This window comes from Kitasatospora kazusensis (assembly GCF_039529945.1).
GTDB lineage: Bacteria > Actinomycetota > Actinomycetes > Streptomycetales > Streptomycetaceae > Kitasatospora > Kitasatospora kazusensis.
In genome coordinates, this window is record NZ_BAAANT010000011.1 from 86,338 (window position 1) to 111,411 (window position 25,074).

Genomic DNA, 25,074 nt, shown 5'->3' on the forward strand with positions numbered 1-25,074 from the left:
CCGCCACCCGATGGCGCTCCACCCCGGCTCCCCTCCGATCGCACCGACGGGCCGTACCGTGCTCTCCCGTACGGCCCGGGCCTCCCTGTACCGTCCCCCTCGATCCGTGCTCAGTCCGGGATGCGGCCCGCGGTGTCCCCGGGGCCCGCGGGACGACGCGTGGCACCCGACACCAGCAGGTCACCGCCGTCGGCACTGCGGGGTGTGAGGGTGAACGACACCCGGTGCGTACGGCCGCGCGACACCGAGGCCTCGGTCTCCGCACCCACCGCCCACAGCTTGAACCCGGCCTTCGCCTTCGCGTCCGCCCGCAGCTCGACCTCGAACTCCATCTCGACCGGGCCCACCGCGAACACCACGTCCGGATGGTCCCCGCCCGCTGCCGCCGCCGCGATCAGTTCGTCCCGCACCGCCGCCACCGCATCCACCAGCGGAATATCCATGAAGCCCACCCCTCTCGCACCACCGGTCACGCCGATGGGAACAACGTAGAACGATCACCGTGCCCCGCGTGGCCGAACCGACAAGCCGGAAGGGACGCGGGGACGGCGCGGGACCGTTGCCCGTGGTCGTGTGCCGTCCCCGCGCGTCCTCGTTACGGCCTGCCGCGGCCGGCGCAGCGGTTCAGCGGGCGCCCGCGAGCAGGGCCTCGAAGTCGGGGACGATCTCGGCGGGGGAGGGCAGGGCCGCGTTCTCGGCCTGGAGCTTCGCCGCTCCGGCCCGGAGGGCGTCGTCGGTCAGCAGCCGGGTGAGCAGCTCGCCGTCGACCGCCTCGGACTCGGCGCGGAGCCCGAAGCCGGCCGCCACGGCGGCGTCGGCGTTGGTGAAGTGGTCGGCGCCCTGCGGGAGGATCAGCTGCGGTACGCCCGCCGCGCCGGCCGTGAGCAGCGTCCCGGAGCCGCCGTGGTGGACCAGCGCGTCGGCCGTCCGCAGCAGCTCGGCCAGCGGCACCCAGGGCAGCGGCGTGATGTTGGCGGGGAGTTCGCCCAGTGCGGACAGGTCCGCGCCGCCGACGGCGAACAGGAACTCCGCGTCCACCGAGCCGGCGGCCTCGGCCAGCCCGGCGATCGACCGTACGCCGTCCCAGTGGGTGAGTACCGAGCCCAGCGTCACCGCGATCCGCGGCCGCCCGCCGCGCCGCAGCAGCCCGGCCGGCACGACCCCGCCGCCGTTGTACGGCACGCACCGGACCCGCCAGTTGTCGCCGTCGCCGCCGAGCGATGCGGGCAGCACGTCCAGCGCCACCGGCCGGGCGGGGCCGGCGACCTCGTGCTTCTCGTACATGTCCTGGAAGGCGGCGGCCAGCCGGGCGACCATCTCGTGGCCGGAGACGATGCCGAAGTTGTGGACCACCGAGGGGATCCCCAGCTTCGCCGCCACCAGCGGTGCGGCGGCCTGGAAGGAGTCGTAGACCAGCAGGTCCGCGCCCCAGTCCGCCGCCGTGGCCAGCAGGCCGTCCACGGTGGGGCGGGAGAGTTCGGCGAAGCCGAGGGCGGCCCGGTCGAGGATCTGGCCCTGCGGCAGCTCGCGGGTGACGTAGCCGCGCTCGGTGGAGGGCACGACGCGCTCGAAGGCCTCCCGGAGGGTGCTGCCGTCACCGATCTCGGCGATCGTCAGCCCGGCCCCCCGGATGTGCTCCAGCGGCTGCGAGCAGGCGAACAGCACCTCGTGCCCGGCGGCCCGCAGGGCCTGGGCGGTCGGGACCATCGGAAAGAGGTGTCCGGCCTGCGGGGGGCCGGTGAACAGTATGCGCACGGTCGACTCCTTGATCGAAAGACTCCCCCCAGTCTGTCAAACGGAATTGACGCGCAGTCAAGTGCCTTTTGAGCAAAGGTGAAGCGCCGGAGCCGAGACTTCCGGCTCCGGCGCTTCACCGGTTCACTCCAGCGGCTGTCAGACCGGCACCGAGGCCAGGCCCGGGGCCAGGAACTTCTTGCCCGTGACCCGCTCGGAGACACCCTCGCGGTCCAGGTACGGGGTGATCCCGCCCAGGTGGAAGGGCCAGCCGGCGCCGGTGATCATGCACAGGTCGATGTCCTGCGCCTCGCCGACGACGCCCTCGTCCAGCATCAGGCCGATCTCCTGCGCCACCGCGTCGAGCGAGCGGGTCAGGACCTGCTCCTCGGTCAGCACGGAGTCGCCGAAGGTCAGCAGCGCCAGCACCTCGGGGTCGAGGACCTGCTTGCCGTCCTCCCAGATGTAGAAGCCGCGCTTGCCGGCCTTGACCACCTTGCCGAGGTTCTCGGAGACCGCGAAGCGGTCCGGGAAGGCACGGTTCAGGGTCTCCGACACGTGCTGCGCGATGGCCGGGCCGACCAGCTCCAGCAGCACGATCGGGGACATCGGCAGGCCGAGCGGCTCGACGCCCTTCTCGACGGTCGCGATCGGGGTGCCCTCGTCGATGATGCTCTGGATCTCGCCCATGAAGCGGGTCAGGATCCGGTTCACCACGAACGCCGGGGCGTCCTTGACCAGGACAGCCGTCTTCTTGAGCTTCTTCGAGACACCGAAGGCCGTGGCCAGCGAGGCGTCGTCGGTCTGCTCGCCGCGGACGATCTCCAGCAGCGGCAGGATCGCGACGGGGTTGAAGAAGTGGAAGCCGACGACCCGCTCGGGGTGCTCCAGCTTCGACGCCATCTCGGTGATCGAGAGCGAGGAGGTGTTGGTCGCCAGCACACAGGTCGGCGAGACCACGGCCTCCAGGTCGGCGAAGACGGTCTGCTTGACGCCCATCTCCTCGAACACGGCCTCGATCACGAAGTCCGCGTCGCCGAAGGCGGCGGCCTTGTCGAGCGAGCCGGAGACCAGACCCTTGAGGCGGTTGGCGTTGTCCTTGTTGATCCGGCCCTTGGCCAGCAGCTTGTCGATCTCGGAGTGGACGTAGCCCACACCCTTGTCGACGCGCTCCTGGTCGATGTCGGTGAGGACCACCGGCACCTGGAGACGGCGTGCGAACAGCAGTGCCAGCTGCGAGGCCATCAGGCCCGCGCCGACGACGCCGACCTTGGTGACCGGACGGGCCAGCGCCTTGTCCGGCGCACCGAACGGCTTCTTGGCCCGGCGCTGCACCAGGTTGAAGGCGTACAGGCCCGCGCGCAGCTCGCCACCCATGATCAGGTCGGCCAGCGCGATGTCCTCGGCGTCGAAGCCGGCCTGCAGGTCCTGGTCCTTGACCTGCTGGATGATGTCCAGCGCCTTGTAGGCGGCCGGAGCAGCCCCGTGCACCTTGGCGTCGGCGACCCAGCGGCCCCAGGTGACGGCGTCGTCCCAGGCCTTGCCGCGGTCGATCTCCTCGCGGGTCACGACGGTGTCGCCCTTGAGGACCTTGGCGGCCCACAGGATCGACTGCTCCAGGAAGTCGGCCGGCTCGAAGATCGCGTCCGCGATGCCGAGCTCGAAGACGTCCTTGCCCTTGAGCTGCTTGTTCTGGCTCATCGAGTTCTCGATGATGACCTTGACGGCCTTGGCCGGACCGATCAGGTTCGGCAGGATCGTGCAGCCGCCCCAGCCGGGGACGAGACCGAGGAAGACCTCGGGCAGCGAGAACGCCGGAACGCCCGTGCTGACGGTGCGGTAGGAGCAGTGCAGGCCGACCTCGACGCCGCCGCCCATCGCCGCACCGTTGTAGAAGGTGAAGCTGGGGACGGGCAGCGCGGCGATCCGCTTGAAGACGTCGTGGCCGCCCTTGCCGATGGCCAGCGCGTCGCTGTGCTCCTTGAGCACCTCGACACCCTTGAGGTCGGCGCCGACCGCGAAGATGAACGGCTTGCCGGTGATCGCGACGGCGACGATGTCACCGGCGGCGGCCTCGGCCTCGACCTGGTCCAGCGCCTCGGACAGCTTGGCCAGCGAACCCGGGCCGAAGGTGGTCGGCTTGGTGTGGTCGAAGCCGTTGTCCAGGGTGATCAGCGCCAGCCGGCCGGCCTGCAGCGGCAGGTCCAGGTGGCGTACGTGCGCGGTGGTGACGACCTCGCCGGGGAACAGCTCGGCGGCACGCTTCAGCAGCTCAGTGGTGCTCATGATCACTTACCACCCTCGAAGTGGGGGTTCTCCCAGATGACGGTTCCGCCCATGCCCATGCCAATGCACATGGTGGTCAGGCCGTACCGGATGTCCGGGCGCTGCTCGAAGCGGCGGGCCAGCTGGTTCATCAGGCGCACGCCCGTGGAGGCCAGCGGGTGACCGTACGCGATCGCGCCGCCGTACGGGTTGACGCGCTCGTCGTCGTCGGCGATGCCGTAGTGGTCCAGCAGCGAGAGCACCTGGACGGCGAAGGCCTCGTTGATCTCGAAGGCCTGGATGTCGTCGATCGTCAGACCGGCCTTCTCCAGCGCCTTCTCGGTCGCCGGCACCGGGCCGATGCCCATGACCTCGGGCTCGACGCCCGCGTAGGCGAAGGAGACCATGCGCATCTTGATCGGCAGGCCGAGCTCGAGCGCGACGTCCTCGGCGGCGAGCAGCGACGCGGTGGCGCCGTCGTTCAGACCGGCCGCGTTGCCCGCGGTGATGTTGCCGTGCACGCGGAACGGGGTCTTGAGACCCGCCAGGTTCTCCATCGTGGTGCCCGGGCGCATCGGCTCGTCGGTGGTCGCCAGGCCCCAGCCGGTCTCACCGGCGGCGGGGTTGGTGTTCCGGACCGAGATCGGCACCAGGTCGGGCTGGATGTCGCCGTTGGCGTACGCCTTGGCGGCCTTCTCCTGCGAGCGCACCGCGTAGGCGTCGCAACGCTCCTTGGTGATGTGCGGCAGGCGGTCGTGCAGGTTCTCCGCCGTCATGCCCATGAACAGCGCCGACTCGTCGACGATCTTCTCGGAGATGAAGCGCGGGTTCGGGTCGACGCCCTCACCCATGGGGTGGCGGCCCATGTGCTCGACGCCGCCGGCCAGGACGACGTCGTACGCGCCGAAGGCGATGCCGCCGGCGGTGGCGGTGACGGCGGTCATCGCGCCCGCGCACATCCGGTCGATCGAGTAGCCCGGGACGGACTTCGGCAGACCGGCCAGCAGACCGGCGCTACGGCCGATCGTCAGACCCTGGTCGCCGATCTGGGTGGTGGCCGCGATGGCGATCTCGTCGATGCGCTCGACGGGCAGGTTCGGGTTGCGGCGCACGAGCTCCCGGATGCACTTGACGACCAGGTCGTCGGCGCGGGTCTCGGCGTAGATGCCCTTCGGGCCTGCCTTGCCGAACGGGGTGCGGACGCCATCGACGAAGACGACGTCCCTCGCGGTACGAGGCACGGGGGCTCTCCTCCCAGGGACCAACAGGACGGTGTGCGCAGACTGCCGCCCACAGGTAAAGCGGCGCTGCACCACGGCCATGCTACCCGTCGGTAACTAACTTGCCCAGCTCCCCCGGGTTGTGTCCCGCGACACGTCCTGCGGACGGCTTCAGTGCTGGTGGGCTCTCCAACGTGCGCGGGACGGGCGAACCCCCAGGGGCGCGGGGAACTGCGCGAATCGGAAGGCTCCGGGGCTCACCGTTACGACTGTGCGCAACGAGGTGCCCCTGAGCTCTGCGGAGCAGTTCCGCTATGTGGCCTCCGGTTTCGCGCAGTTCCCCGCGCCCCTGATGGTTCGCCCCTTTACTCGGGTACGACCGCCGCCGCGGCGAAGGCCGCCGCGATCACCGGGCCGACCAGGTCGACCTGCCACTGCCGCGCGCCGAGCGCACGGAGCGCTGCCGCGACGGACGCCGCGTCCGGGACGGCCGGGGGCTCCCAGGAGACCCGGCGGACCAGGTCGGGGGTGATCAGGTTCTCGGCGGGCAGGCTGTGCGCCTCGGCCAGCTCGGTGACGGCCGCTCGGGCCCCGGTCAGCCGGGCCGCGGCGACCGGGTCCTTCTCGGCCCAGGCGCGTGGCGGCGGCGGGCCCTCGTGCGGTGCGGTGGCGGGCGGCAGCTGCGCCTCCGGAATCTCCCGGGCGCGGTCGATCGCGGCCAGCCACTGTTCCAGCTGCCGCCGGTGCACCCGGGGGCCGAAGCCCTGGACGGCCTGCAGGGCGGGGGTGTTCTGCGGCATCGCGAGTGCGGCGTTCACGATCGCGGCGTCGGCGAGCACCCGTCCGGGGGAGACGTCGCGTTCGCGGGCGATCCGGTCCCGGGCCTGCCAGAGCTCGCGGACGGCGGCGAGCTGACGCCGTCGCCGCACCTTGTGCAGCTGGGAGGTGCGGCGCCAGGGGTCGACCCGGGGGGCGGGCTTCGGGGCGTTCGCGATCGACGCGAACTCCTCCAGTGCCCAGCCCAGCTTGCCCTGGGCGTCCAGCTCCTGTTCGAGTGCGTCCCGCAGCTCGACCAGCACCTCGACGTCCAGTGCGGCGTACCGCAGCCAGGGCTCGGGCAGCGGACGGGTCGACCAGTCCACCGCCGAGTGCTCCTTGGCGAGCGAGAGGCCGAGCACGTTCTCGGTCATCGGCCCGAGCCCGACCCGGGGGAAGCCGGCGATCCGCCCGGCCAGCTCGGTGTCGAACAGCGTGCGCGGACGCATGCCGACCTCGGCGAGGCAGGGCAGGTCCTGGGTCGCCGCGTGCACCACCCATTCGGTGTCCGCCAGCGCCTCGCCGAGCGCGCTCAGATCCGGGCAGGCGATCGGGTCGACGAGCGCGGTGCCGGCGCCGGCCCGTCGCAACTGGATCAGGTAAGCCCGCTGTCCGTAGCGGTAACCGGACGCCCGTTCGGCGTCGACGGCGACCGGACCGGTGCCCGCCGCGAACGCGGCGACGGTCGCGGCCAGCGCCGCTTCGTCGGTCACGACCGGCGGAAGCCCCTCCCTGGGTTCAAGGAGCGGGACCGGGGCTGTCTCTTCTGGGATGGCTGCTACGGCGTCGGTCACCCACCAAGGGTACGACGGCACCTGGGTCCGGGAGTGTTGTCGGACTGGTCAGACCGTGTTCGGACATATGCCGACGGCCGGTGGCGGATGGTTCGCATTCACCCGGACCCGGATTCGCGGGCCGACGGGCGGGCGGCTGCCGGAGCGGCGGCCCGGAGCGGCGGCGGTGGGGCGGCCGTGGAACAGGGCCCGACAAGACCGGCAGGCCGCGACGGAGGTCCGGAGGAAACGTTCCTCCCAACTACCGCCGCGGCCTGCCGCAGGTGTCGCGCGGCCGGCGCGCCCGGCCGTGGGCGCCGCCGGCGTGGGCCGCTCGCCCGGCTGCTCCCTAGTGGATGATGCCGGTCCGCAGGGCGACCGCCACCATGCCGGCCCGGTCGCCGGTGCCCAGCTTGCGGGCGATCCGGGCCAGGTGGCTCTTCACGGTGAGTGCGGAGAGGCCCATGGCGACTCCGATCGCCTTGTTGGACTGGCCCTCGGCCACCAGTCGCAGTACCTCGACCTCGCGACCGGACAGCTCGCGGTAGGCCGTCGGCTGGACGCCCGGAGCTCCCGGTGCGCCCGGAGCACCGGGAGCTCCCGGTGCACCGACCGCACCCGGCATGCCGGGCCGGCGCATCCGGCCGGCCAGCCCGCCGGCTCCGATCGGCAGCCCGGGCCGGCCGGGCATCGCGACGTTGGTGCGGGTCCCGGTGACCACGTAGCCCTTGACGCCGCCGGCCAGCGCGCTGCGGACCGCGCCGATGTCGTCGGCGGCCGAGAGCGCCAGGCCGTTCGGCCAGCCGGCCGCCCGGGTCTCGGCCAGGATGGTCAGCCCGGAGCCGTCCGGGAGGTGGACATCGGCGACGCAGATGTCCCGGGGAGTGGAGACGCGTGGGCGGGCCTCGGCGATCGAGGAGACCTCGATGACGTCGCGGACGCCGAGCGCCCACAAGTGGCGGGTGACGGTGTTTCGGACGCGGGGATCGGCGATGACCACCATGGCGGTGGGCTTCGTCGGCCGGTAGGCGACCACGTTTGCGGGGTGCTCGAGAAGGACCGACACCAGACCTCCTGGGGGAGTAGCGGACGGACCCCGATGGGGGGCGGTCGGAGTGTTCCGCTTGCGGAAAGGGTCACTGACACCTTCGGCATCAAACGTGCCCGGCTTTAGCGAAAGATCACGATTTAGTGAGTAACAATACGGACAAATCGCGCATATGACTGATGCGACATGCCCTGGAATCGCACAGATTCGATCGATCCGGGTCAAGGACTGGCGTTCTCCGTCGGGGAATTGACAGAGAGCGGGGCCGAAGCCACCCGCCGTCAGCCCTGCGGGTGGCTTTGCGGGTACGCGAGGACCCCGCACCCCTTCCGTGGGAGCGCGGACGGCTCAGTGGGAGCGCGGACGCCGCCGTGCGGGCATCGGGACCACTCCGCCGAGTGACGGCACGTCGGGCAGTGAGAGCGGGGCCGGCACGGCCGGCGGCAGGCCCGCGCAGATGCAGAGCAGGTCGCCCCAGGCCGCGAGGTGCCGGTCGAACCGTCCGTCGGCGGGGGTCCAGGAGGCCCGGATCTCGATCTCGGTCGAGGCGGCCCGCTCGGCGAGCCCGCCGAAGTAGTGCGAGGCGGCGTGGGTCACCGTGCCGCTCGGCTCGGCGTAGCCGGCGCCGTGCGCCTGCAGGGCGTCCGTCAGCCAGGCCCAGCCGACCTCGGCGAGCATCGGGTCGCCCGCCATCTCTGGTTCCAGCTCGGCCCGGGTCATGGTGACGACCCGGAAGTCGCCGTGCCAGGCCTGCTGCCCGGCCGGGTCGTGCAGCAGGACGAGCCGGCCGTCCGCGAGCTCCTCGCCGTCCACCTCGACGGTGGCGGTCAGCGCGTACGCGAACGGTGCCAGCCGGCGGGGCGCGGGCGCGGAGGAGAGCTGCACCTCGGGACGCAACCGCGTCCCCGCCAGCGCCTCGACCGCATTGCGGAACTCGATCGGCGCCGACTCCTTGCCCGTTCCGCCACCTTGTGCGGGGTGCCCGCCGACCGCTGCCATGAGCGGAAGCCTAGGGCGGCGAGAGCCGCTTTCCGAGTAACTTCCGCCTGCGCGGCGTGCCGACGGGCCGAGTTCGCCGTTTTTACGTCGGATCGGCCGGGATCGGCCGGGGCGAGCGCGACCAAGATCACACCTGCCGGGGGCGCCGCCGGTCACCCCGGCGGCGGCGCGGACCACCGCCACGGCCAAGATCTTGGAGGAAGCAACGAGTTGCCGCCGGAGGGACGGCGCGCGGCGCGTGCGAAGATTTGGACCGTGAGTGAGACATCCGCGGCGACCCCCGCAGCCCAGTCCGGTCAGCAGTCCCCCGCGCGCCGCGGCGCCGCGCACGACTCCGCCTTCCTGCGCGCCACGCGCGGTGAGCCCGTGCCGCACACCCCCGTCTGGTTCATGCGCCAGGCCGGGCGTTCGCTGCCCGAGTACCTCAAGGTGCGCGAGGGCATCCCGATGCTCGACTCCTGCATGCAGCCCGAGCTGGTCAAGGAGATCACCCTGCAGCCGGTCCGCCGGCACAAGGTGGACGCGGCGATCTTCTTCAGCGACATCGTGGTGCCGCTCAAGGCCGTCGGCATCGACGTCGACATCAAGCCCGGCATCGGCCCGGTGATCGCCGACCCGATCCGCACCCACGCCGACCTCCAGCGGCTGCGCCCGCTGGGGCCGGACGACATGCCGTACATCACCGAGGCCGTCGGCCTGCTGGTGGACGAGCTCGGCAGCACCCCGCTGATCGGGTTCGCGGGCGCCCCCTTCACCCTGGCCAGCTACCTGGTGGAGGGCGGCCCGTCGAAGAGCCACGAGAAGACCAAGGCCATGATGTACGGCCAGCCCGAACTGTGGGCCGCCCTGGTCGACCGGCTCGCCGACATCACCGCGGCCTTCCTGAAGATCCAGATCGAGGCCGGCGCTTCCGCCGTCCAGCTCTTCGACTCCTGGGTCGGCGCCCTCGCCCCCGACGACTACCGCCGCTCCGTCATGCCCGCCAGCACCAAGGTGTTCGAGGCGGTCGCCTCGTACGGCGTGCCCCGGATCCACTTCGGCGTCGGCACCGGCGAGCTGCTCGGCCTGATGGGCCAGGCCGGTGCGGACGTGGTCGGCGTCGACTGGCGGGTGCCGCTGAACGTCGCCGCCGAGCGGGTCGGGCCCGGCAAGGCCCTCCAGGGCAACCTCGACCCGGCCGTGCTCTACGCCCCCACCCACGTGGTCGAGACCAAGGCCCGCGAGGTGCTGCACGCCGCCCAGGCGCTCGGCGGGAGCGGCCACATCTTCAACCTCGGCCACGGCGTCATGCCGACCATGGACCCCGACGCGCTCTCCCGGCTGGTCGAGTTCGTCCACGAGTCCACCGCGCACTGACCCGGCGCCCGCACCCGCCCGCCCGGCCGGTCCACCCCCGGGGCCGAGCCCTTTCCCTCCCCCGGCTTCCGCCGGGGGAGGGAAGCTCACCGCGCCGCTGAACCGGTCGCCCGGGCGCTCACGGCTACTCCGCGGCCAGGGTCTCCACGGCGGCCTCGGCCGGGGTCTCCACGGCGACTTCGGCCGGGCGCCGCAGGATCCGGCGGCGGCGCAGCCGCCAGGCCGCCCAGGCGAGCGGCGTCAGCAGCAGCAGGAACGGCGCGAGTGCCGCGAGCACGATCAGTGCGCCGCGTGCCACCGAGGCCAGGACGTTCCAGCCGCCCGCCAGGGCTCCGCCCAGCTCGTGCGGGAAGCCCGGGTGCTTCGCCGGCCGGGCCGCCGGCGCGCCCTGAGAGGAGAGCTCCAGCGTGACGGTGGAGAGCGAGGTCTGCGCGGTCATCTCCTGCTGCTGGCGCTGGAGGGACTCCAAGTCCGCCTCCCGGCGGCTCAGTTCGCCCTCCAGCGAGACGACGTCGGACAGTGACCCGGCCTGCGCCATCAGCGCCCGCACCCGGTCCACGCTGGCCTGCTGGCTCTTCAACCGGCTGTCCACGTCGATCATCTGCTGGGTCAGGTCCTGCGCCTGGCTGGTCCGCGACAGCACGGTGCCGAGCGCGGCGAGCTGGTCCATCAGCCCCTCGTACGCGGTCGGCGGCACCTTGAGGGTGAGCCTGGTCGTCGGCGCACCGCCCTCCGCTCCGGTGGAGGTGTACTCGTCGGCCGGGTAGCCCCGTGCGTTCGTGGCGAGCCGCTTCGCCTCCGCCGCGGCCTTGCCCACGTCGGCGGCCCGTACCGCCAGTTGACCGGTGTACGCGATCGAGCGGGTGTCGGCCAGCGGCGCCACCGAAGCGGCGCCCACCCCCGGCTTCGGCGCCCTGTCGGCCGTCCCGGGCGCCGCCGTCCCCATCGCCGGCGCGTTGCCCGGTGCCATGGGCGCCGCGGCCGAGTCGGCCCGCGCCGAGCTCCGGGACGCCGTCCCACTGCATCCGCTGACCAGTACGGCCGCTGCGGCGAACCCCGCCACGACCAGCGCCGGACCGGATCTCCTGGGTGCCATCTCCCCCTACCTCCCCGTCCCCCGGCCGCACTCCCGTGCCGGGCGTGTCCGGCGGGTGGGACGGCGGTTGGACGGAACCCGGGGAGGATCGGATCCCTCGCGGGGGTAGCGAGTAGGTCACGGAAGGATCGCTGTACGGCCGCCGCGGAACCCCCGCCCCCCGAGCCGGGTGGCGGGCCGGCCGGGTGACCACCCGGCCCGCCACCGCGCGGACGGGCGCGGTACCGGGGTGCGGTCCGGGCGGCCCGCTCTGCGAGACTGCGTGACATGGCTGAACCTCATGTCGTGGTGATCGGTGGTGGCATCGCGGGCCTGACCGCGGCCCTCCTGAGCAGCGGTGGCCGACGGGTCACGCTGCTGGAGGCCTCGGAGCGGCTCGGCGGGAAGCTGCGCGGCGGTGAGGTCGGCGGCGTACGGGTCGACCTCGGGGCGGAGTCGATGCTCGCCCGGCGGCCCGAAGGGGTCGACCTGGCGCGGCAGGTGGGCCTCGGGGAGCAGCTGGAGCCGCCGAGCACCGCCAAGGCCGCGATCTGGACCCGGGACGCGCTGCGCCCGCTGCCCGGCGGCCAGCTGATGGGCGTCCCCGGCGACCTCGCCGCACTCGCCGCCTCCGGCGTGCTCTCGGACGAAGGCCTGCGCCGCGCCCGGCAGGAGGAGCGGACACCCGAGGTCGGCGCGGACATCGCGATCGGCGACTACGTCGCCGCCCGGCTCGGCCGCGAGGTGGTGGACCGGCTGGTCGAGCCGCTGCTCGGCGGGGTCTACGCAGGCCAGACGAGTGAGATCTCCCTGCGTGCCGCCGTGCCCGCACTGCTGCCGATCGCCCGCGGCGGCGGCCCACTGGTGGCGGGCGTGCACGAGCTGGTCGGCCGCGCGCAGAACGGCGGCAGTGCCGGCCCGGTCTTCCAGGGCCTGCGCGGCGGGCTCGGCACCCTCCCCGAAGCGGTGGCGGCCGCCTGCCTGCGGGCCGGTGCGGACCTGCGCACCGGGAGCCCGGTGGACGAGCTGCGCCGCACCCCCGAGGGCTGGCGGGTCGTCAGCAACGGCGAGGTGCTGCACGCCGACGCCGTGGTCCTCGCCGTCCCCGCACCGCAGGCCGCCCGCCTACTGCGCGCCGAAGCACCGGGTGCGGCCGCCGAACTCCAGGCCGTCGAGTACGCCGGCATGGCGCTGGTCACGATGGCCTTCCACCGCGCGGACCTGGCCGAGCCGCTCCCCGGCAGCGGCTTCCTGGTGCCGCCGGTGGACGGCCGCGCGATCAAGGCCTCCACCTTCTCCTCCAACAAGTGGGGCTGGCTGGACCGCTCCGCACCGGACGCCTTCCTGCTGCGCACCTCGCTCGGCCGGCACCGCGAGGAGGAGGTCCTCGACCTGCCCGACGAGGAGCTGGTCGCCCGCTCGCTCGCCGACCTGGGCGAGGCCGTCGGACTGCGGGCGCAGCCGTACGACACCACCGTCACCCGCTGGCTCGCCGGCTTGCCGCAGTACCCGGTCGGACACCTCGACCGGGTGGCCCGGATCCGCGCGCAGGTCGCCGGGCTCGGCGGGCTGGCGGTCTGCGGAGCGGCGTACGACGGGGTCGGCATCCCGGCGTGCATCGCGAGCGCGCGGCGGGCCGTCAACGAGGTGTTGACCCCGGGCACGGGTGCCGGCGTGAGTGAAGGGACAATGGGCGCATGACTGAGACCACTGCTGCGGCGACTCCCGAAGAGCAGCCCGCGAAGAAGAAGGCCCGCGACCTCAACCAGGTCATCCGCTACACCATGTGGTCGGTGTTCAAGCTCAAGGGCGAGCTGCCCGAGGACCGCACCGCGCTCGCCGCGGAGGTCGACGGGCTGTTCGAGCAGCTGGCCGCCAAGGACGTCACGGTGCGGGGCACCTACGACGTGTCCGGCCTGCGGGCCGACGCCGACGTGATGGTCTGGTGGCACGCCGAGGACTCCGACGACCTCCAGGAGGCGTACAACCGCTTCCGCCGCACCGGCCTCGGCCGCCTCCTGGAGCCGGTCTGGTCCAACATGGCGCTGCACCGCCCGGCGGAGTTCAACAAGTCGCACATCCCGGCCTTCCTCGCCGACGAGCAGCCGCGGGACTACATCTGCGTGTACCCGTTCGTCCGTTCCTACGAGTGGTACCTGCTCCCCGACGAGGAGCGCCGCGCGATGCTCGCCGAGCACGGCAAGATGGCACGCGGCTACCCGGACGTCCGGGCCAACACCGTCGCCTCCTTCGCGCTCGGCGACTACGAGTGGCTGCTCGCCTTCGAGGCCGACGAGCTGCACCGCATCGTCGACCTGATGCGGGACCTGCGCCCGTCCCGCGCCCGCCTCCACGTCCGCGAGGAGGTCCCGTTCTACACGGGCCGCCGCAAGCCGGTCGCCGAGCTCCTCAACGGCCTGGTCTGAGACCACCCCGTCCGTGGGCACCCGGGCAACCCCCGCAGGGGCTCGCCGAACTTGTGCGCTCACGGGCAACCACAGCAGGGGCGCGACCGATCTGTGGGCATACGGGTAACCACAGCAGGGGCGCGGGGAACTGCGCGCGCAACCGTGCACGGACGTCGTGCCATGGTCGCGCAGTTCCCCGCGCCCCTGGGGGGTACCCGGTACTGAGCGTTGCCCCCCCGCCCCCCGCAGGGGAGGGATCAGCTCCGCAGCGCGGCCCGCAGCCGGGCGTCCGGCAGAGCCGCGGGCCCGACCATCGCCACGGCGGTCAGCAGTTCGTGTTCCGCGTCGCCGAGCGGGTCCTGGGGTTCCCGGACGGTCCGCAGGACCTCCTGGCCGGCGGGGGCGGCCCACCGGGTGTACGGCCGGACGTCGACCCGGGCCATCAGCAGGGTGCCGCTGGTGAGGATCAGCGGCAGGGCGAACCACGACACGGCCGATCCGGCGTCCGCACTGGCCGGGGCCGACAGCGCCAGCGCCGCCGCCAGCAGGAGCACCGAGAGCAGCATCGCCTGCCTCACCTGCCGTACGGCCAGGACGGTGCTCTCCCGCACCACCGCCGGGGTCGCCAGCCCGGCGAGCGTCAGCCGGTCGCCGATCTCCAGGACCGTCGGGTGCTCCAGCAGTTCCTCCTTGAGGCCGGCCGTCCGGCACTGGCCGTCCCGGCCGATCGCGGCGATCAGCGCCCGTTCCAGCCGGCTCCGGCCCCGGGGGTCGACCACCGTCGTCCAGCCGGTGTGCGCCAGGTGCAGTCGGCCGCGCGCGGTCATCAGGACCAGCAGCAGATCGACCACTCTGGCCGGGCCGCCGGCCAGGTACGCGGTCTCGTACAGGCCGATCCCCACCGGCTCGGCGGGCTCCGTCCGGTCGAGCCAGGCGAGCGAGTCGGCCGTGGCAGCGACCTGTACCAGCCGGAGGCAGGAGAGTACGGCGGCGAGGCAGGCCGGAATCAGGAAGAGCAACCACATGGGCTTGTTGTAAACCGCGCCCGGCCGCCGTGAACAGCAATGCCGACGCGCGATACCGAACTGTGACCGGCCGTTCGCCCCGGACGGACTCAGGAGCCGCAGCCCGCACCGCCGCCACAACTGCCGCTCGCCCTGAAGGCCCGCGCCGCTGCCGTGGCTTGCGGGCGGGCCTCAGCTGACGTCGACCCCGTGGGTGCGGGCGAGTCCGGCCAGGCCGTCGGCCCAGCCCTGGCCGACGGCGCGGAGCTTCCAGACCTCCTGGGGCGTTCCGGCGTGGTGGCGGTAGAGCTCGGCGACCAGCATGGCGGAGATCGCCGGGTCGGCGGGCAGTGCGAACGACCAGGACGAGCCGTCGGCGGCCCGTACCTCCAGCTCCGCGTCCCGCAGTTCGCCGCAGGTGGCGGTGGAGTCGGCGTCCATGTTCACCGAGACGGTGATCCGGTGCACGGCCGGCGGCAGTCCGAGTACCCGCAGGGTCGCCGTCTCCCGGGTGCGGCCGCCGCCGCTCTCCTTCGGATGGAGCGTCACCGCGCCGCGCTCCGCGCTCGGCTGGTGGTAGAAGACGAAGTCGTCGTCGCTGCGGACCTTGCCGTCCGCGCCCAGCAGCAGCACGGTGAGGTCGGCCTCCGCCCCGGCGGAGCCGAACCGGACGCAGACCTCGGCGAGCCCGGCCGCCGGGACGACGGTGTTCTGACCGGGGGAGAGCGGTACCGCCGGAGCGACCGCCGCGACGTCCACCAACGTCGGCACCGGGGACACCAATGTCGGCACCGGCGCTGAGGTCGGCACCGGCACTGACGTCGGCCCGCCGCCGAGCCGCCCGGGCAGGCCGTGCTCCTTGAGCAGCCCGAGCAGCATCGGGCCGTCGACCAGCGTCAGCGGCTTCCCCTCGACCCACCGCCGCGAGCCCGGGCCGAACCCCGAAGTCGTCACCAGGATGCCCCGGTTGGCGCCCATCCGGACCATCGTCGCGTCGAGGTCCCGGACGGCGGTGGGCGGCACGGTGTGGCGGTACCGCTTGGCCTGGATGACGATCGTGCCACCGGTGACCGGATCCGGGTCCTCGGCCAGGACGTCGACCCCCTCGTCCCCGCTGCGCGCGGTGGTCCGGGTCCGGAGGCCCCGCCGCCGGAACAGCTCGGCGATCAGCTCCTCGAACGCGATCGGGTCCATCTCGAACAGGTCCGGGTCCTCGTCCCCGCCTTCGTCCCCGCCCGCGTCCCGGTAGCCGCCGACCTCCGCCGCCAGCCGCTCCGTCCGTACCGCCTCCAGCTTCTCCGGCCGGGCCGAGAGCCGCCCGCGCAGCCCGTCCACCAGGCAGCTGACCGGCTCCACCCGCTCCAGGTCCACCGCGAGGAACTCGTCCCGTCCGACCGTCACCGAGACCAGGTGGCGCTGCTCCTCCCGCCCGGTCGCCGGGCTGACGGCCTCCACGTAGCCGTTGAACACCACGGAGGCCAGCAGCCCGTCCGCGTCCGTCCGGAACAGCTCGGCCAGCACCCGCAGCGCGGACTGCGCGAGCACCTCGCGGTGCACCGCCTTGCGGTCGGTGGCGCTGCGGGCCACCTCGGTGTCGCGGTCGTCGGTCTTGACGTACCGGATCCGGGCGGTCGGCGGCACGATCTCGGCGTCCGGCAGCTGCCAGTCGACCACCAGTTGGCGCCGGGCCTCGTCCCAGCCGAGCGTGCCGTCCTTGGGGAAGCCGTCCGGCCAGTCCGTCCGCCAGCGCAGCGCCGTCTCGAACAGCTCCACCACGGCGTCGGCGCCGCCGGACCGCAGGTCGGTGGCGAGCCGCTGCGCCAGGGCCGCCCGGTCGGCCGCCGCACGGCGCTGCCCGTCCGCCCAGGCGTCGAACGCGGCCCGGTACTCGGCCAGTTGGTGCAGCCGCTGCTGCTCGGCGGCCTGCGCGGCCTGCCAGTCGTGCTGGAAGTGCGCGTTCGCCTGCGCGGCCTGCTCGTCGTACTGGCGCCGGGCGTTCGGGTTGAACGCCTGCATCCCGCCGGGCGGCGGCACCTGGTAGCGGGCCGGGTCCGGCATCGCGATCGGCACCCCGAGCGGCCCGGGGTCGAAGGCCGGCAGCCGGACGGGCTCCCGCAGGTCGGCCGGGCGGAACGGCCGGCCGGCCAGGCCCGCCGCCAGTACCCCGCGCAGCTCGGCCACCCGCCCGTCCAGCTCGGCCGTCCGCCGCGCCGCGTCGGCCTCCCGGCCCTGCTGGTAGGCGCGCAGCGCCTCCTTGCCGCCCCGGACGGCCGCCCGTTGCGCCTCGCGCTGGTCCTTCTCGTACTGGCGCTGCGCCGCGACGGCGGCCCGCCGCTGGGCCTCGTACTGGCGCTGCCGCTGCCGCTGCGCCTCTGCCAGGACGGCCACTACCCCGGAGCTACGACGCCTTGCCACCTCGGTCCTTCCGCTCCCCACCACGACGGATGATCAGTCTGGCACGGAGGCCGGACCGGGTGGCCACGGGTGTCCGAACAGTTACGCGGCGCGGCAGCACCCCGCCGGGCCGGTCACTCGGCGGGCTTCAGCGTCAGCGAGATGCTGTTGATGCAGTAGCGCTGGTCCGTCGGCGTGCCGTAGCCCTCGCCCTCGAAGACGTGCCCGAGGTGCCCGCCGCAGCGGGCGCAGCGGACCTCGACCCGGCGCATGCCCATCGAGACGTCCTCGATGTACTGGACGCTGTCCCCGGCCAGCGGCGCGTAGTACGAGGGCCAGCCGCAGTGGCTGTCGAACTTGGTCTCGCTGCTGAACAGCTCGGCCCCGCAGGCCCGGCAGCCGTACACGCCGACCGTCTTGGTGTCGGTGTACTCGCCGACGAACGGCCGCTCGGTGCCGGCCTCGCGGAGCACGTGGTACTCCTCGGGGCTGAGCTCGGCGCGCCACTCGGCGTCGGTCTTCTCGATCTCGTACGTCACGGCGGGCTCCAGGGGTGCGTCGTCAGGCTTTTGCTGCTGCAACGTCCGAGAGGTGCTTCAGGATTTCCGGGCCCAGGTCGGTGACGTCGCCGGCACCCATGGTCAGCACCAGGTCGCCGGGCTGCGCGAGCCCGGCCAGCAGGGCGGGGGCGGCGGCGAACGCGTGCTCGGCGCGGACGGCGGCGCCGGCCCGCCGGGCCGCGTCGATGATCAGCTCGCTGGTGACGCCGGGGACCGGGTCCTCGCGGGCCGGGTAGATGTCGAGCACCACGGAGGCGTCGGCCAGCGCCAGCGCCTGGCCCATCTCCTCGGCGAGCTGCTGGGTCCGGCTGAACAGGTGCGGCTGGAAGACCACCAGCACCCGGCCGTCGGCGGCCTCCCGGATCGCCTCCAGGTCGGCGGCCATCTCGGTCGGATGGTGCGCGTAGGAGTCGATCACCTGGACACCGCCCGCCTCGCCCTTGAGCTGGAGGCGGCGGCGGACCCCGGTGTAGCTGCCGAGCGCCTTCGCCAGTTGGGTGGCCGGGACGCCGAGCGCCGCACCGGCGGCCAGCGCGGCGACGGCGTTGTGCGCGTAGTGGCGCCCGGGGACGGAGACCGTGAACGTCAGCTCGTGGCCGCCGAACACCACGACGACCTCGCTGGTCATGCCGCGCGCGGTCACCGAGACCACCCGGACGTCGGCGTCCTCGGCGGTGCCGACGGTCACCAGGTTCAGGCCGTCCCGGCCGCGGAGCCGGGAGGTCAGCTCGCGGGCACCGGCCTGGTCGGCGGAGATCACCAGCGTGCCGCCGGGGACGATCCGGCCCACGAAGGTCTCGAAGGACTCGTAGATCTCGTCCATCGAGGCGTAGTTGGCGTGGTGGTCGAGCTCCACGTTGAGGATGATCGCGACCTCGGGCGCGTACTTGTGGAAACTGCGGTCGCTCTCGTCCGCCTCCGCCACGAAGATCTCGCCGACGCCGTGGTGCGCGTTCGAGCCGGGGGCGTCCAGGTCGCCGCCGATCGCGTACGAGGGGTCCAGGCCCAGCGCGGCGAGGCTGACGGCGAGCATGCTGGTGGTGGTGGTCTTGCCGTGCGTGCCGGCCACGGCCAGCGCCCGGCGGCCGCCCATCAGCGCGGCCAGCGCGTCGGAACGGTGCACCACCGGGATGCCGCGCTCGCGGGCGGCGGCCAGCTCGGGGTTGTCGGCCCGGATCGCGCTGGAGACCACCACGCTGCTGGTACCGGCCGGGACGTTCTCGGCGGCGTGGCCGACGTGGACCTGGGCGCCCAGGGCCTTCAGCGCGAGGACGGTCTCGGACTCCTTGGAGTCGCTGCCGGACACCTTGGCGCCGCGCACCGCGAGGATCTTCGCGAGGCCGGACATGCCGGCCCCGCCGATGCCGATGAAGTGCGGGGCGTGCAGGTCGTGGGCGGCGTCGTTCAAGAGAGTGCTCCGTACAGACGGGGGCGGCGGGGAGGGGAAAGCGAATCGTCCTCGCGGAGGTTCCGCAAGGACGATTCTGCCTTACTGCGGGAGGGGGTCAGGAGTCGCTCGCGAACAGCTTGAGCACCGGGACGCCGACCTTGTGCCTGGCCAGCGAGGCCCAGTCGCGGTGGAAGAACTCCTCGACGAAGTGCGGCGAGGTCAGCACCAGCACCTCGTCGGCGCCGGTCTGCTGGACGACTTCGCGCAGTCTGTCCAGCGGACTCTCCTCGACCACCTCGCCGGTGGCCTCGGCACCGGCCGTGCGCAGGTGGCGAAGGCTGTGCTCCAGGGATTCGCCCGCAAGAGTGGGCGTCGCCTCACTCTCGTCGTGCTCGCGAACCACCTTGTCGAGATGGCCGAGGGCCACGTCGTCGAGCGCGCGGAGCAGCTCGTCCTGCTTGCCGCGCGGTTGCATCAGGACGACGAAGGAGACCTTCTCCTCGCCGTGGAGCGTGGTGACCAGCTCCACATCGGCGTCGGAGAGCGCCTTTTCGATCATCAGTACGGTCTTGAACACGTGAGTCCCTTCGCAGTTGCAGGCCCCCGGGTCCGGTCTCAATCCCATAGTGCCCGGAGGAAGCTTTCCTCACGCTGCACACGCGCCACACAGGCCACGTAGGAGCCAAATCACGAGGAAGTGGGCACGGAATCGGTCGGGGCCGGGTATCGCAGGTAGCGGGTGAAGAGGAAACCTTTCTGCTCGATCAATGAGACCAGCCGCATCCGCTGCACGTCTGCCATTTGCACACCGTGCAGGATGCGCGGCGCGTCGCCGCCGGTGAGCAGCGGGGCCAGCGAGAGGCAGAGCTCGTCCAGCAGGCCCGCGGCGGTGAGCTGCCCGAGCAGCCGGGGGCCGCCCTCGGTCAGCTGCCGGGTCCAGCCCCGCTCCGCCAGTGCCGCGAGCGCCGCCGGCAGGTCCACCGAGCCTTCGCCGGCCACCACCAGGTCCGCGACCCCGGCCACCGCCCGGCGGGCCTCGGCGGGCGAGTCCTCGGTGGTCACCACCACCGTCCTGACCAGCGGCTCGGTGAACAGCGGCGCCGTCAGGTCCAGGTCCAGCGCGCGGCTGACGATCGCGATGGCGGGCGCCGGGGCCTGCCCCGCCGCGGCCCGCGCCGCCGCGAACCCGGCCCGCGCCCGCGCGGGCCGGTACCCCTCGGCGCGGACGGTCTCCGCCCCCACCAGCACCACGTCCGCCAGCGCCCGGAGCACCCCGAAGATCCGCTTGTCGGCGTCCCCGGACAGCCCCTCCGAGAGCCCCTCCAGCCGCGCCGCGCCGTCCAGGCCCGTGACCATGTTGGCCCGCAGCCAGGGCCGGCCGTGGTTCACCTGGTCGGGGTACGCGTAGACGGCGGCGAGCGCCTCCAGCGACTGCGGGTCGGCGTGCGGGGTGCCCGGCGGGCTGATCAGCTGCTGCATGTGATCAAGTCTTCCACGGTGTGGACTTGGCGCGCCGATCAGGAACCGGTCCCCCGGGGGCGCGGGGAACTGCGCGACCGGGGCACGACGTAGGTGCACGGTTGCGCGCGCAGTTCCCCGCGCCCCTGCTGTGGTTGACCAGTTGCGTACGGCTGCTTTCCGGTGCCCGAGGCTCGGCGCGTACCCTCTACTAACGTGCCTGCTGCCTCTCACCCCGACGCCATAGCCGCGACGCCCCCGACGGCGCCCGCCGCGCCGATCGCGCTCACCGACCGCCGCCCGGTCGTCCCCGCCGAGCGCCTGGTCGCCGAGATGGTCCCGCCGCCGCGGTTCTCCGACGTCAGCTTCGGCAGCTACCTCCCGGACACCACCCAGCCCAGCCAGTACGAGGCCGTCCGGGTGCTGGAGGAGTTCGCCGGCACGCTCAACGCCGGCTCCGCCGCCCCCAAGCGGGGCTGGTTCCGCCGCTCGGCCCCCGCCCCCGCCGGACCGGCCGGGGTCTACCTGGACGGCGGGTACGGCGTCGGCAAGACCCACCTGCTCGCCTCGCTCTGGCACGCCACCCCCGGCCCGAAGGCCTTCGGCACGTTCGTGGAGCTGACCAACCTGGTCGGCGCGCTCGGCTTCCAGCAGGCCGTGCAGACCCTGTCCGGGCACCGGCTGCTCTGCATCGACGAGTTCGAACTGGACGATCCGGGCGACACCGTCCTGGTCTCCACCCTGCTCGGCCGCCTGGTCGACAACGGCGTCAAGCTCTGCGCCACCTCGAACACCCTGCCGGAGAAGCTCGGCGAGGGCCGCTTCGCCGCCGCGGACTTCCTGCGCGAGATCCAGGGCCTGTCCGCGCACTTCCGCCCGCTGCGGATCGACGGCCAGGACTACCGCCACCGCGGCCTGCCCGACGCACCGGCGCCTTACACCGACGAGGCGGTCGAGGCCGTCGCGGCCCGCACCCCGGGGGCCTCGCTGGACGACTTCGACGGCCTGCTCGCCCACCTCTCCGCCGTCCACCCCAGCCGCTACGGCGCGATGCTGGACGACGTCACGGCGGTCTGCCTGCGCGGCGTCCACCAGGTCGACGACCAGTCCACCGCCCTGCGGCTGGTCGTGCTGGCCGACCGGATGTACGACCGCGAGCTGCCCGTCACCGCCTCCGGCGTGCCCTTCGACCAGGTCTTCTCCGAGGAGATGCTGCGCGGCGGCTACCGCAAGAAGTACCTCCGGGCCGTCTCCCGCCTGGTCGCGCTGGCCCGCGACAGTTCCAAGCCGAGCTGATCGGGTCCCCCAGGGGCGCCAGGTTCACGTACGCAACTGGGTACCCCCAGGGGCGCGGGGAACTGCGCGACCAGGGCACGACGTCGGAGCACGGTTGCGCGCGCAGTTCCCCGCGCCCCTGCTGTGGTTGCCCGTAAGCGCGCAGGCCTGCGGCGAAACCCGTGCCCGGTTGTCGGTGCCGGGTCGTACGGTAGTCGCGTGCGACCCATCACGAGTATCGAGCGGACAGTGGCGCCCTTCGAGGTCGTCAGCCCCTACCAGCCCAACGGCGACCAGCCGGCGGCCATCGCCGAGCTGGAGCGCCGCATCCGCGCGGGTGAGAAGGACGTCGTCCTGCTCGGCGCCACCGGCACCGGCAAGTCGGCCACCACCGCCTGGATGATCGAGAAGCTCCAGCGCCCCACCCTGGTGATGGCGCCGAACAAGACGCTGGCCGCCCAGCTGGCCAACGAGTTCCGCGAGCTGCTCCCGAACAACGCGGTCGAGTACTTCGTCTCGTACTACGACTACTACCAGCCCGAGGCGTACATCGCGCAGACGGACACCTACATCGAGAAGGACTCGTCGATCAACGACGAGGTCGAGCGGCTGCGGCACTCCGCGACCAACTCGCTGCTCACCCGCCGCGACGTGATCGTGGTGGCGTCCGTCTCCTGCATCTACGGCCTCGGCACCCCGCAGGAGTACGTGGACCGGATGGTCCCGCTCAAGGTCGGCGAGGAGATCGACCGGGACGCGCTGCTGCGCCGCTTCGTCGACATCCAGTACACCCGCAACGACATCGCCTTCACCCGCGGCACCTTCCGGGTCCGCGGCGACACCATCGAGATCTTCCCGGTGTACGAGGAGCTCGCCGTCCGGATCGAGATGTTCGGCGACGAGATCGAGGCGCTCTACACGCTGCACCCGCTCACCGGCGAGATCATCAGCCAGGACGAGTCCATCTACGTCTTCCCCGCCTCCCACTACGTGGCCGGCCCGGAGCGGATGGAGCGGGCGATCAACGGCATCGAGCAGGAGCTGGAGACCTCGCTCGCGAAGATGGAGAAGCAGGGCAAGCTGCTGGAGGCCCAGCGCCTGCGGATGCGGACGACGTACGACATCGAGATGCTCCGCCAGATCGGCAGCTGCTCCGGCGTCGAGAACTACTCGATGCACTTCGACGGCCGCGAGCCCGGCACCGCGCCCAACACCCTGCTCGACTACTTCCCGGAGGACTTCCTCCTGGTCATCGACGAGTCGCACGTGACGGTCCCGCAGATCGGCGCGATGTACGAGGGCGACGCCTCCCGCAAGCGCACCCTGGTCGAGCACGGCTTCCGGCTGCCGTCCGCGATGGACAACCGGCCGCTGAAGTGGGAGGAGTTCCTCGGCCGGGTCGGCCAGACGGTCTACCTCTCCGCCACCCCCGGCAAGTACGAGCTGTCGCGCGGCGACGGCACCGTCCAGCAGATCATCCGCCCGACCGGCCTGATCGACCCGGAGGTGGTCGTCAAGCCGACGCAGGGCCAGATCGACGACCTGGTGCACGAGGTGCGCGTCCGGGTCGAGAAGGACGAGCGAGTCCTGGTCACCACCCTCACCAAGAAGATGGCGGAGGACCTGACCGACTACATGCTCGGCCTGGACATCCGGGTCCGGTACCTGCACAGCGACGTCGACACGCTGCGCCGGGTCGAGCTGCTGCGCGAGCTGCGGGCGGGCAAGTACGACGTGCTGGTCGGCATCAACCTGCTGCGCGAGGGCCTGGACCTGCCCGAGGTCTCGCTGGTGGCGATCCTGGACGCGGACAAGGAGGGCTTCCTGCGCTCCGGCACCTCGCTGATCCAGACGATCGGCCGTGCGGCCCGTAACGTCTCGGGCCAGGTGCACATGTACGCGGACCGGATCACCCCCTCGATGGAGCTGGCGATCTCGGAGACCAACCGCCGCCGCGAGGTCCAGAGGGCGTACAACACGGAGCACGGCATCGACCCGCAGCCGCTGCGGAAGAAGATCGGCGACATCCTCGACACCCTGGCCCGCGAGGACCTGGACACCGAGGAGCTGCTCTCCACCGGTTACCGGTCCGGTGGCAAGGGCAAGGCTCCGGTGCCCGCGCTGGGCGCCGACCGCAAGCCCGCCAAGAGCCTGCCCGCCGCCGAGCTGGCGGACCTGATCCAGCAGCTGACCGACCGGATGCACGCGGCCGCCGCCGACCTCCAGTTCGAGGTCGCGGCCCGCCTGCGGGACGAGATCGGCGAGCTGAAGAAGGAGCTCAGGCAGATGCGGGAGGCGGGCCTGGCCTGATCAGCATCAGGTCCGGACCTGATCCGGGCCTGATCCGGACCTGATCCGGGCCTGATCCGGCCGACTCGGGAGCGGCCCAACGGGGTAGTCCTGAAGCGCGCCCTGCCCGCAGGCCCTAGTCTGGCCTGCGGGTACTGCGCGCCTGTGGTCCGGGTGGCGGGCACCCTGGAGGGGGCCTCAGCCGGGGGACGGCAACGGGGTGATCCATCGTCGAGCCGTGCGGGAGACCGACCTGCCGGGCTGAGGAGAGAGGACAACACCGTGTCGGTGAACCTGGCCAAGGGCCAGCGGGTCAGTTTGCAGAAGAGTTCGGGCGAGTCGCTGACGATCGTCCGGATGGGTCTGGGCTGGAAGGCGGCGCCCAAGCGCGGCCTGTTCGGTACCCGGACGCGCCAGATCGACCTGGACGCCTCCGCCCTGCTGTACGCCGGGAAGACCCCGTCGGACGTGGTCTTCTTCCAGCACCTGGTGAGCAACGACGGCTCCGTCCGGCACACCGGCGACAACCTGGTCGGCGGCGCCGGAGCGGGCGGGGACGACGAGTCGATCGTCGTCGACCTCTCGCACGTCCCGGCGCACGTCACCCAGGTGGTCTTCACGGTGAGCTCCTACACCGGGCAGACCTTCGCCGAGGTGCAGAACGCGCACTGCCGCCTGGTCGACGAGACCACCGGCCAGGAGCTGGCCCGCTACGAGCTGGCCGGCGGCGGCCCGCACACCGGCCAGATCATGGCGAAGGTGTTCCGCGACGGCGAGGGCGGCTGGGGCATGCAGGCGATCGGGGCGCCGGCCAAGGCCCGGACCTTCCAGGACATGCTGCCCGCGATCGACCCCTTCCTGTAGGGCCGGCGGGCAGAGCCTGCGAGTTCCTCCGGAGCCCGCGAGGCAGCGCCCCCAAGGCCTACGGTCCCAAGGGCTCTTTACCTTCTGGGCCAATCCTTTACCTTTTCTTGGTGTTCCTTGGTACGGTGGACGGAAGCGGAGGGGAG

At 72.6% G+C, this 25,074-nt stretch carries 20 protein-coding genes; 6 read left to right on the forward strand and 14 right to left on the reverse strand.

Annotated elements, in window-relative coordinates; all coding sequences use genetic code 11:
* Window positions 1-110 precede the first annotated feature (110 nt).
* The 7 genes from ABD330_RS12245 to ABD330_RS12275 all read right to left on the reverse strand — a co-directional run bounded on the left by ABD330_RS12245 (window position 111) and on the right by ABD330_RS12275 (window position 8,855).
* Window positions 111-443, reverse strand: a complete 333-nt coding sequence (locus tag ABD330_RS12245; protein WP_344463964.1) for a trypco2 family protein — start codon at window positions 441-443, stop codon at window positions 111-113.
* Between the two features lie 181 nt (window positions 444-624).
* Window positions 625-1,755 (reverse strand): glycosyltransferase, encoded by a 1,131-nt coding sequence (locus ABD330_RS12250; protein WP_344463966.1) that lies wholly within the window; start codon window positions 1,753-1,755, stop codon window positions 625-627.
* 138 nt (window positions 1,756-1,893) lie between these two features.
* The gene (locus ABD330_RS12255; RefSeq protein ID WP_344463968.1) at window positions 1,894-4,020 is read right to left on the reverse strand and encodes a 3-hydroxyacyl-CoA dehydrogenase NAD-binding domain-containing protein; all 2,127 of its coding nucleotides are present in this window, start codon (window positions 4,018-4,020) and stop codon (window positions 1,894-1,896) included.
* 2 nt (window positions 4,021-4,022) lie between these two features.
* A complete protein-coding gene (locus ABD330_RS12260; protein ID WP_344463970.1) occupies window positions 4,023-5,240 on the reverse strand; it encodes a thiolase family protein in 1,218 nt (405 codons plus the stop codon).
* A gap of 344 nt (window positions 5,241-5,584) precedes the next feature.
* Window positions 5,585-6,829 (reverse strand): ribonuclease D, encoded by a 1,245-nt coding sequence (locus ABD330_RS12265; protein ID WP_344463972.1) that lies wholly within the window; start codon window positions 6,827-6,829, stop codon window positions 5,585-5,587.
* Window positions 6,830-7,157: 328 nt separating this feature from the next.
* Window positions 7,158-7,874: a LuxR C-terminal-related transcriptional regulator gene (locus ABD330_RS12270; RefSeq protein WP_344463974.1), complete on the reverse strand. Its 717-nt coding sequence runs from the start codon at window positions 7,872-7,874 to the stop codon at window positions 7,158-7,160.
* Between the two features lie 330 nt (window positions 7,875-8,204).
* Window positions 8,205-8,855: a DUF3000 domain-containing protein gene (locus ABD330_RS12275; protein WP_344463976.1), complete on the reverse strand. Its 651-nt coding sequence runs from the start codon at window positions 8,853-8,855 to the stop codon at window positions 8,205-8,207.
* 255 nt (window positions 8,856-9,110) lie between these two features.
* On the opposite strand from ABD330_RS12275, the gene hemE reads away from it, so the two are divergent.
* Window positions 9,111-10,211, forward strand: a complete 1,101-nt coding sequence (hemE, locus tag ABD330_RS12280; RefSeq protein WP_425555514.1) for a uroporphyrinogen decarboxylase — start codon at window positions 9,111-9,113, stop codon at window positions 10,209-10,211.
* A 124-nt stretch (window positions 10,212-10,335) separates the two neighbouring features.
* On the opposite strand, the gene ABD330_RS12285 is transcribed toward hemE, so the two are convergent.
* Window positions 10,336-11,307 carry a DUF4349 domain-containing protein gene (locus tag ABD330_RS12285; protein ID WP_344463978.1) on the reverse strand — a complete coding sequence of 324 codons (972 nt, stop codon included), beginning with the start codon at window positions 11,305-11,307 and terminating at the stop codon, window positions 10,336-10,338.
* A 267-nt stretch (window positions 11,308-11,574) separates the two neighbouring features.
* On the opposite strand from ABD330_RS12285, the gene hemG reads away from it, so the two are divergent.
* Window positions 11,575-12,987 carry a protoporphyrinogen oxidase gene (hemG, locus tag ABD330_RS12290; RefSeq protein WP_344463980.1) on the forward strand — a complete coding sequence of 471 codons (1,413 nt, stop codon included), beginning with the start codon at window positions 11,575-11,577 and terminating at the stop codon, window positions 12,985-12,987.
* Window positions 12,984-13,712 (forward strand): hydrogen peroxide-dependent heme synthase, encoded by a 729-nt coding sequence (hemQ, locus tag ABD330_RS12295; RefSeq protein ID WP_344463982.1) that lies wholly within the window; start codon window positions 12,984-12,986, stop codon window positions 13,710-13,712. Before hemG ends, hemQ begins: the two co-directional genes overlap by 4 nt.
* A 239-nt stretch (window positions 13,713-13,951) precedes the next feature.
* Here hemQ and ABD330_RS12300 read toward each other — a convergent pair whose 3' ends face one another.
* From ABD330_RS12300 to ABD330_RS12325, 6 genes are all read right to left on the reverse strand, one after another.
* Window positions 13,952-14,719 carry a TIGR04222 domain-containing membrane protein gene (locus tag ABD330_RS12300; protein WP_344463984.1) on the reverse strand — a complete coding sequence of 256 codons (768 nt, stop codon included), beginning with the start codon at window positions 14,717-14,719 and terminating at the stop codon, window positions 13,952-13,954.
* Between the two features lie 171 nt (window positions 14,720-14,890).
* Window positions 14,891-17,086: a restriction endonuclease gene (locus tag ABD330_RS12305; protein WP_344463986.1), complete on the reverse strand. Its 2,196-nt coding sequence runs from the start codon at window positions 17,084-17,086 to the stop codon at window positions 14,891-14,893.
* 140 nt (window positions 17,087-17,226) lie between these two features.
* Window positions 17,227-17,631, reverse strand: a complete 405-nt coding sequence (gene msrB / locus ABD330_RS12310) for a peptide-methionine (R)-S-oxide reductase MsrB (RefSeq protein WP_344463988.1) — start codon at window positions 17,629-17,631, stop codon at window positions 17,227-17,229.
* A gap of 22 nt (window positions 17,632-17,653) precedes the next feature.
* On the reverse strand, window positions 17,654-19,060 hold the full coding sequence (gene murC, locus ABD330_RS12315) for a UDP-N-acetylmuramate--L-alanine ligase (protein WP_344463990.1): 1,407 nt from the start codon (window positions 19,058-19,060) through the stop codon (window positions 17,654-17,656).
* Window positions 19,061-19,157: 97 nt separating this feature from the next.
* A complete protein-coding gene (locus ABD330_RS12320; protein ID WP_344463992.1) occupies window positions 19,158-19,619 on the reverse strand; it encodes an indole-3-glycerol phosphate synthase in 462 nt (153 codons plus the stop codon).
* A gap of 110 nt (window positions 19,620-19,729) precedes the next feature.
* Window positions 19,730-20,521, reverse strand: a complete 792-nt coding sequence (locus ABD330_RS12325) for a pyrimidine reductase family protein (RefSeq protein ID WP_344463994.1) — start codon at window positions 20,519-20,521, stop codon at window positions 19,730-19,732.
* Window positions 20,522-20,716: 195 nt separating this feature from the next.
* On the opposite strand from ABD330_RS12325, the gene zapE reads away from it, so the two are divergent.
* The 3 genes from zapE to ABD330_RS12340 all read left to right on the forward strand — a co-directional run bounded on the left by zapE (window position 20,717) and on the right by ABD330_RS12340 (window position 24,928).
* A complete protein-coding gene (gene zapE / locus ABD330_RS12330; protein WP_344463996.1) occupies window positions 20,717-21,796 on the forward strand; it encodes a cell division protein ZapE in 1,080 nt (359 codons plus the stop codon).
* Window positions 21,797-21,994: 198 nt separating this feature from the next.
* Window positions 21,995-24,085 carry an excinuclease ABC subunit UvrB gene (uvrB, locus tag ABD330_RS12335; protein ID WP_344463998.1) on the forward strand — a complete coding sequence of 697 codons (2,091 nt, stop codon included), beginning with the start codon at window positions 21,995-21,997 and terminating at the stop codon, window positions 24,083-24,085.
* 261 nt (window positions 24,086-24,346) lie between these two features.
* Window positions 24,347-24,928 carry a TerD family protein gene (locus tag ABD330_RS12340; RefSeq protein ID WP_344464000.1) on the forward strand — a complete coding sequence of 194 codons (582 nt, stop codon included), beginning with the start codon at window positions 24,347-24,349 and terminating at the stop codon, window positions 24,926-24,928.
* The last annotated feature ends 146 nt before the right edge of the window (window positions 24,929-25,074 follow it).

Coding starts and splice junctions, on each gene's coding strand:
- ABD330_RS12245 (WP_344463964.1), bottom strand. CDS start 443: ATGGATATTCCGCTGGTGGATGCGGTGGCGGCGGTGCGGGACGAACTG.
- ABD330_RS12255 (WP_344463968.1), bottom strand. CDS start 4,020: ATGAGCACCACTGAGCTGCTGAAGCGTGCCGCCGAGCTGTTCCCCGGC.
- ABD330_RS12275 (WP_344463976.1), bottom strand. CDS start 8,855: ATGGCAGCGGTCGGCGGGCACCCCGCACAAGGTGGCGGAACGGGCAAG.
- ABD330_RS12285 (WP_344463978.1), bottom strand. CDS start 11,307: ATGGCACCCAGGAGATCCGGTCCGGCGCTGGTCGTGGCGGGGTTCGCC.
- hemG (WP_344463980.1), top strand. CDS start 11,575: ATGGCTGAACCTCATGTCGTGGTGATCGGTGGTGGCATCGCGGGCCTG.
- hemQ (WP_344463982.1), top strand. CDS start 12,984: ATGACTGAGACCACTGCTGCGGCGACTCCCGAAGAGCAGCCCGCGAAG.
- ABD330_RS12300 (WP_344463984.1), bottom strand. CDS start 14,719: ATGTGGTTGCTCTTCCTGATTCCGGCCTGCCTCGCCGCCGTACTCTCC.
- ABD330_RS12325 (WP_344463994.1), bottom strand. CDS start 20,521: ATGCAGCAGCTGATCAGCCCGCCGGGCACCCCGCACGCCGACCCGCAG.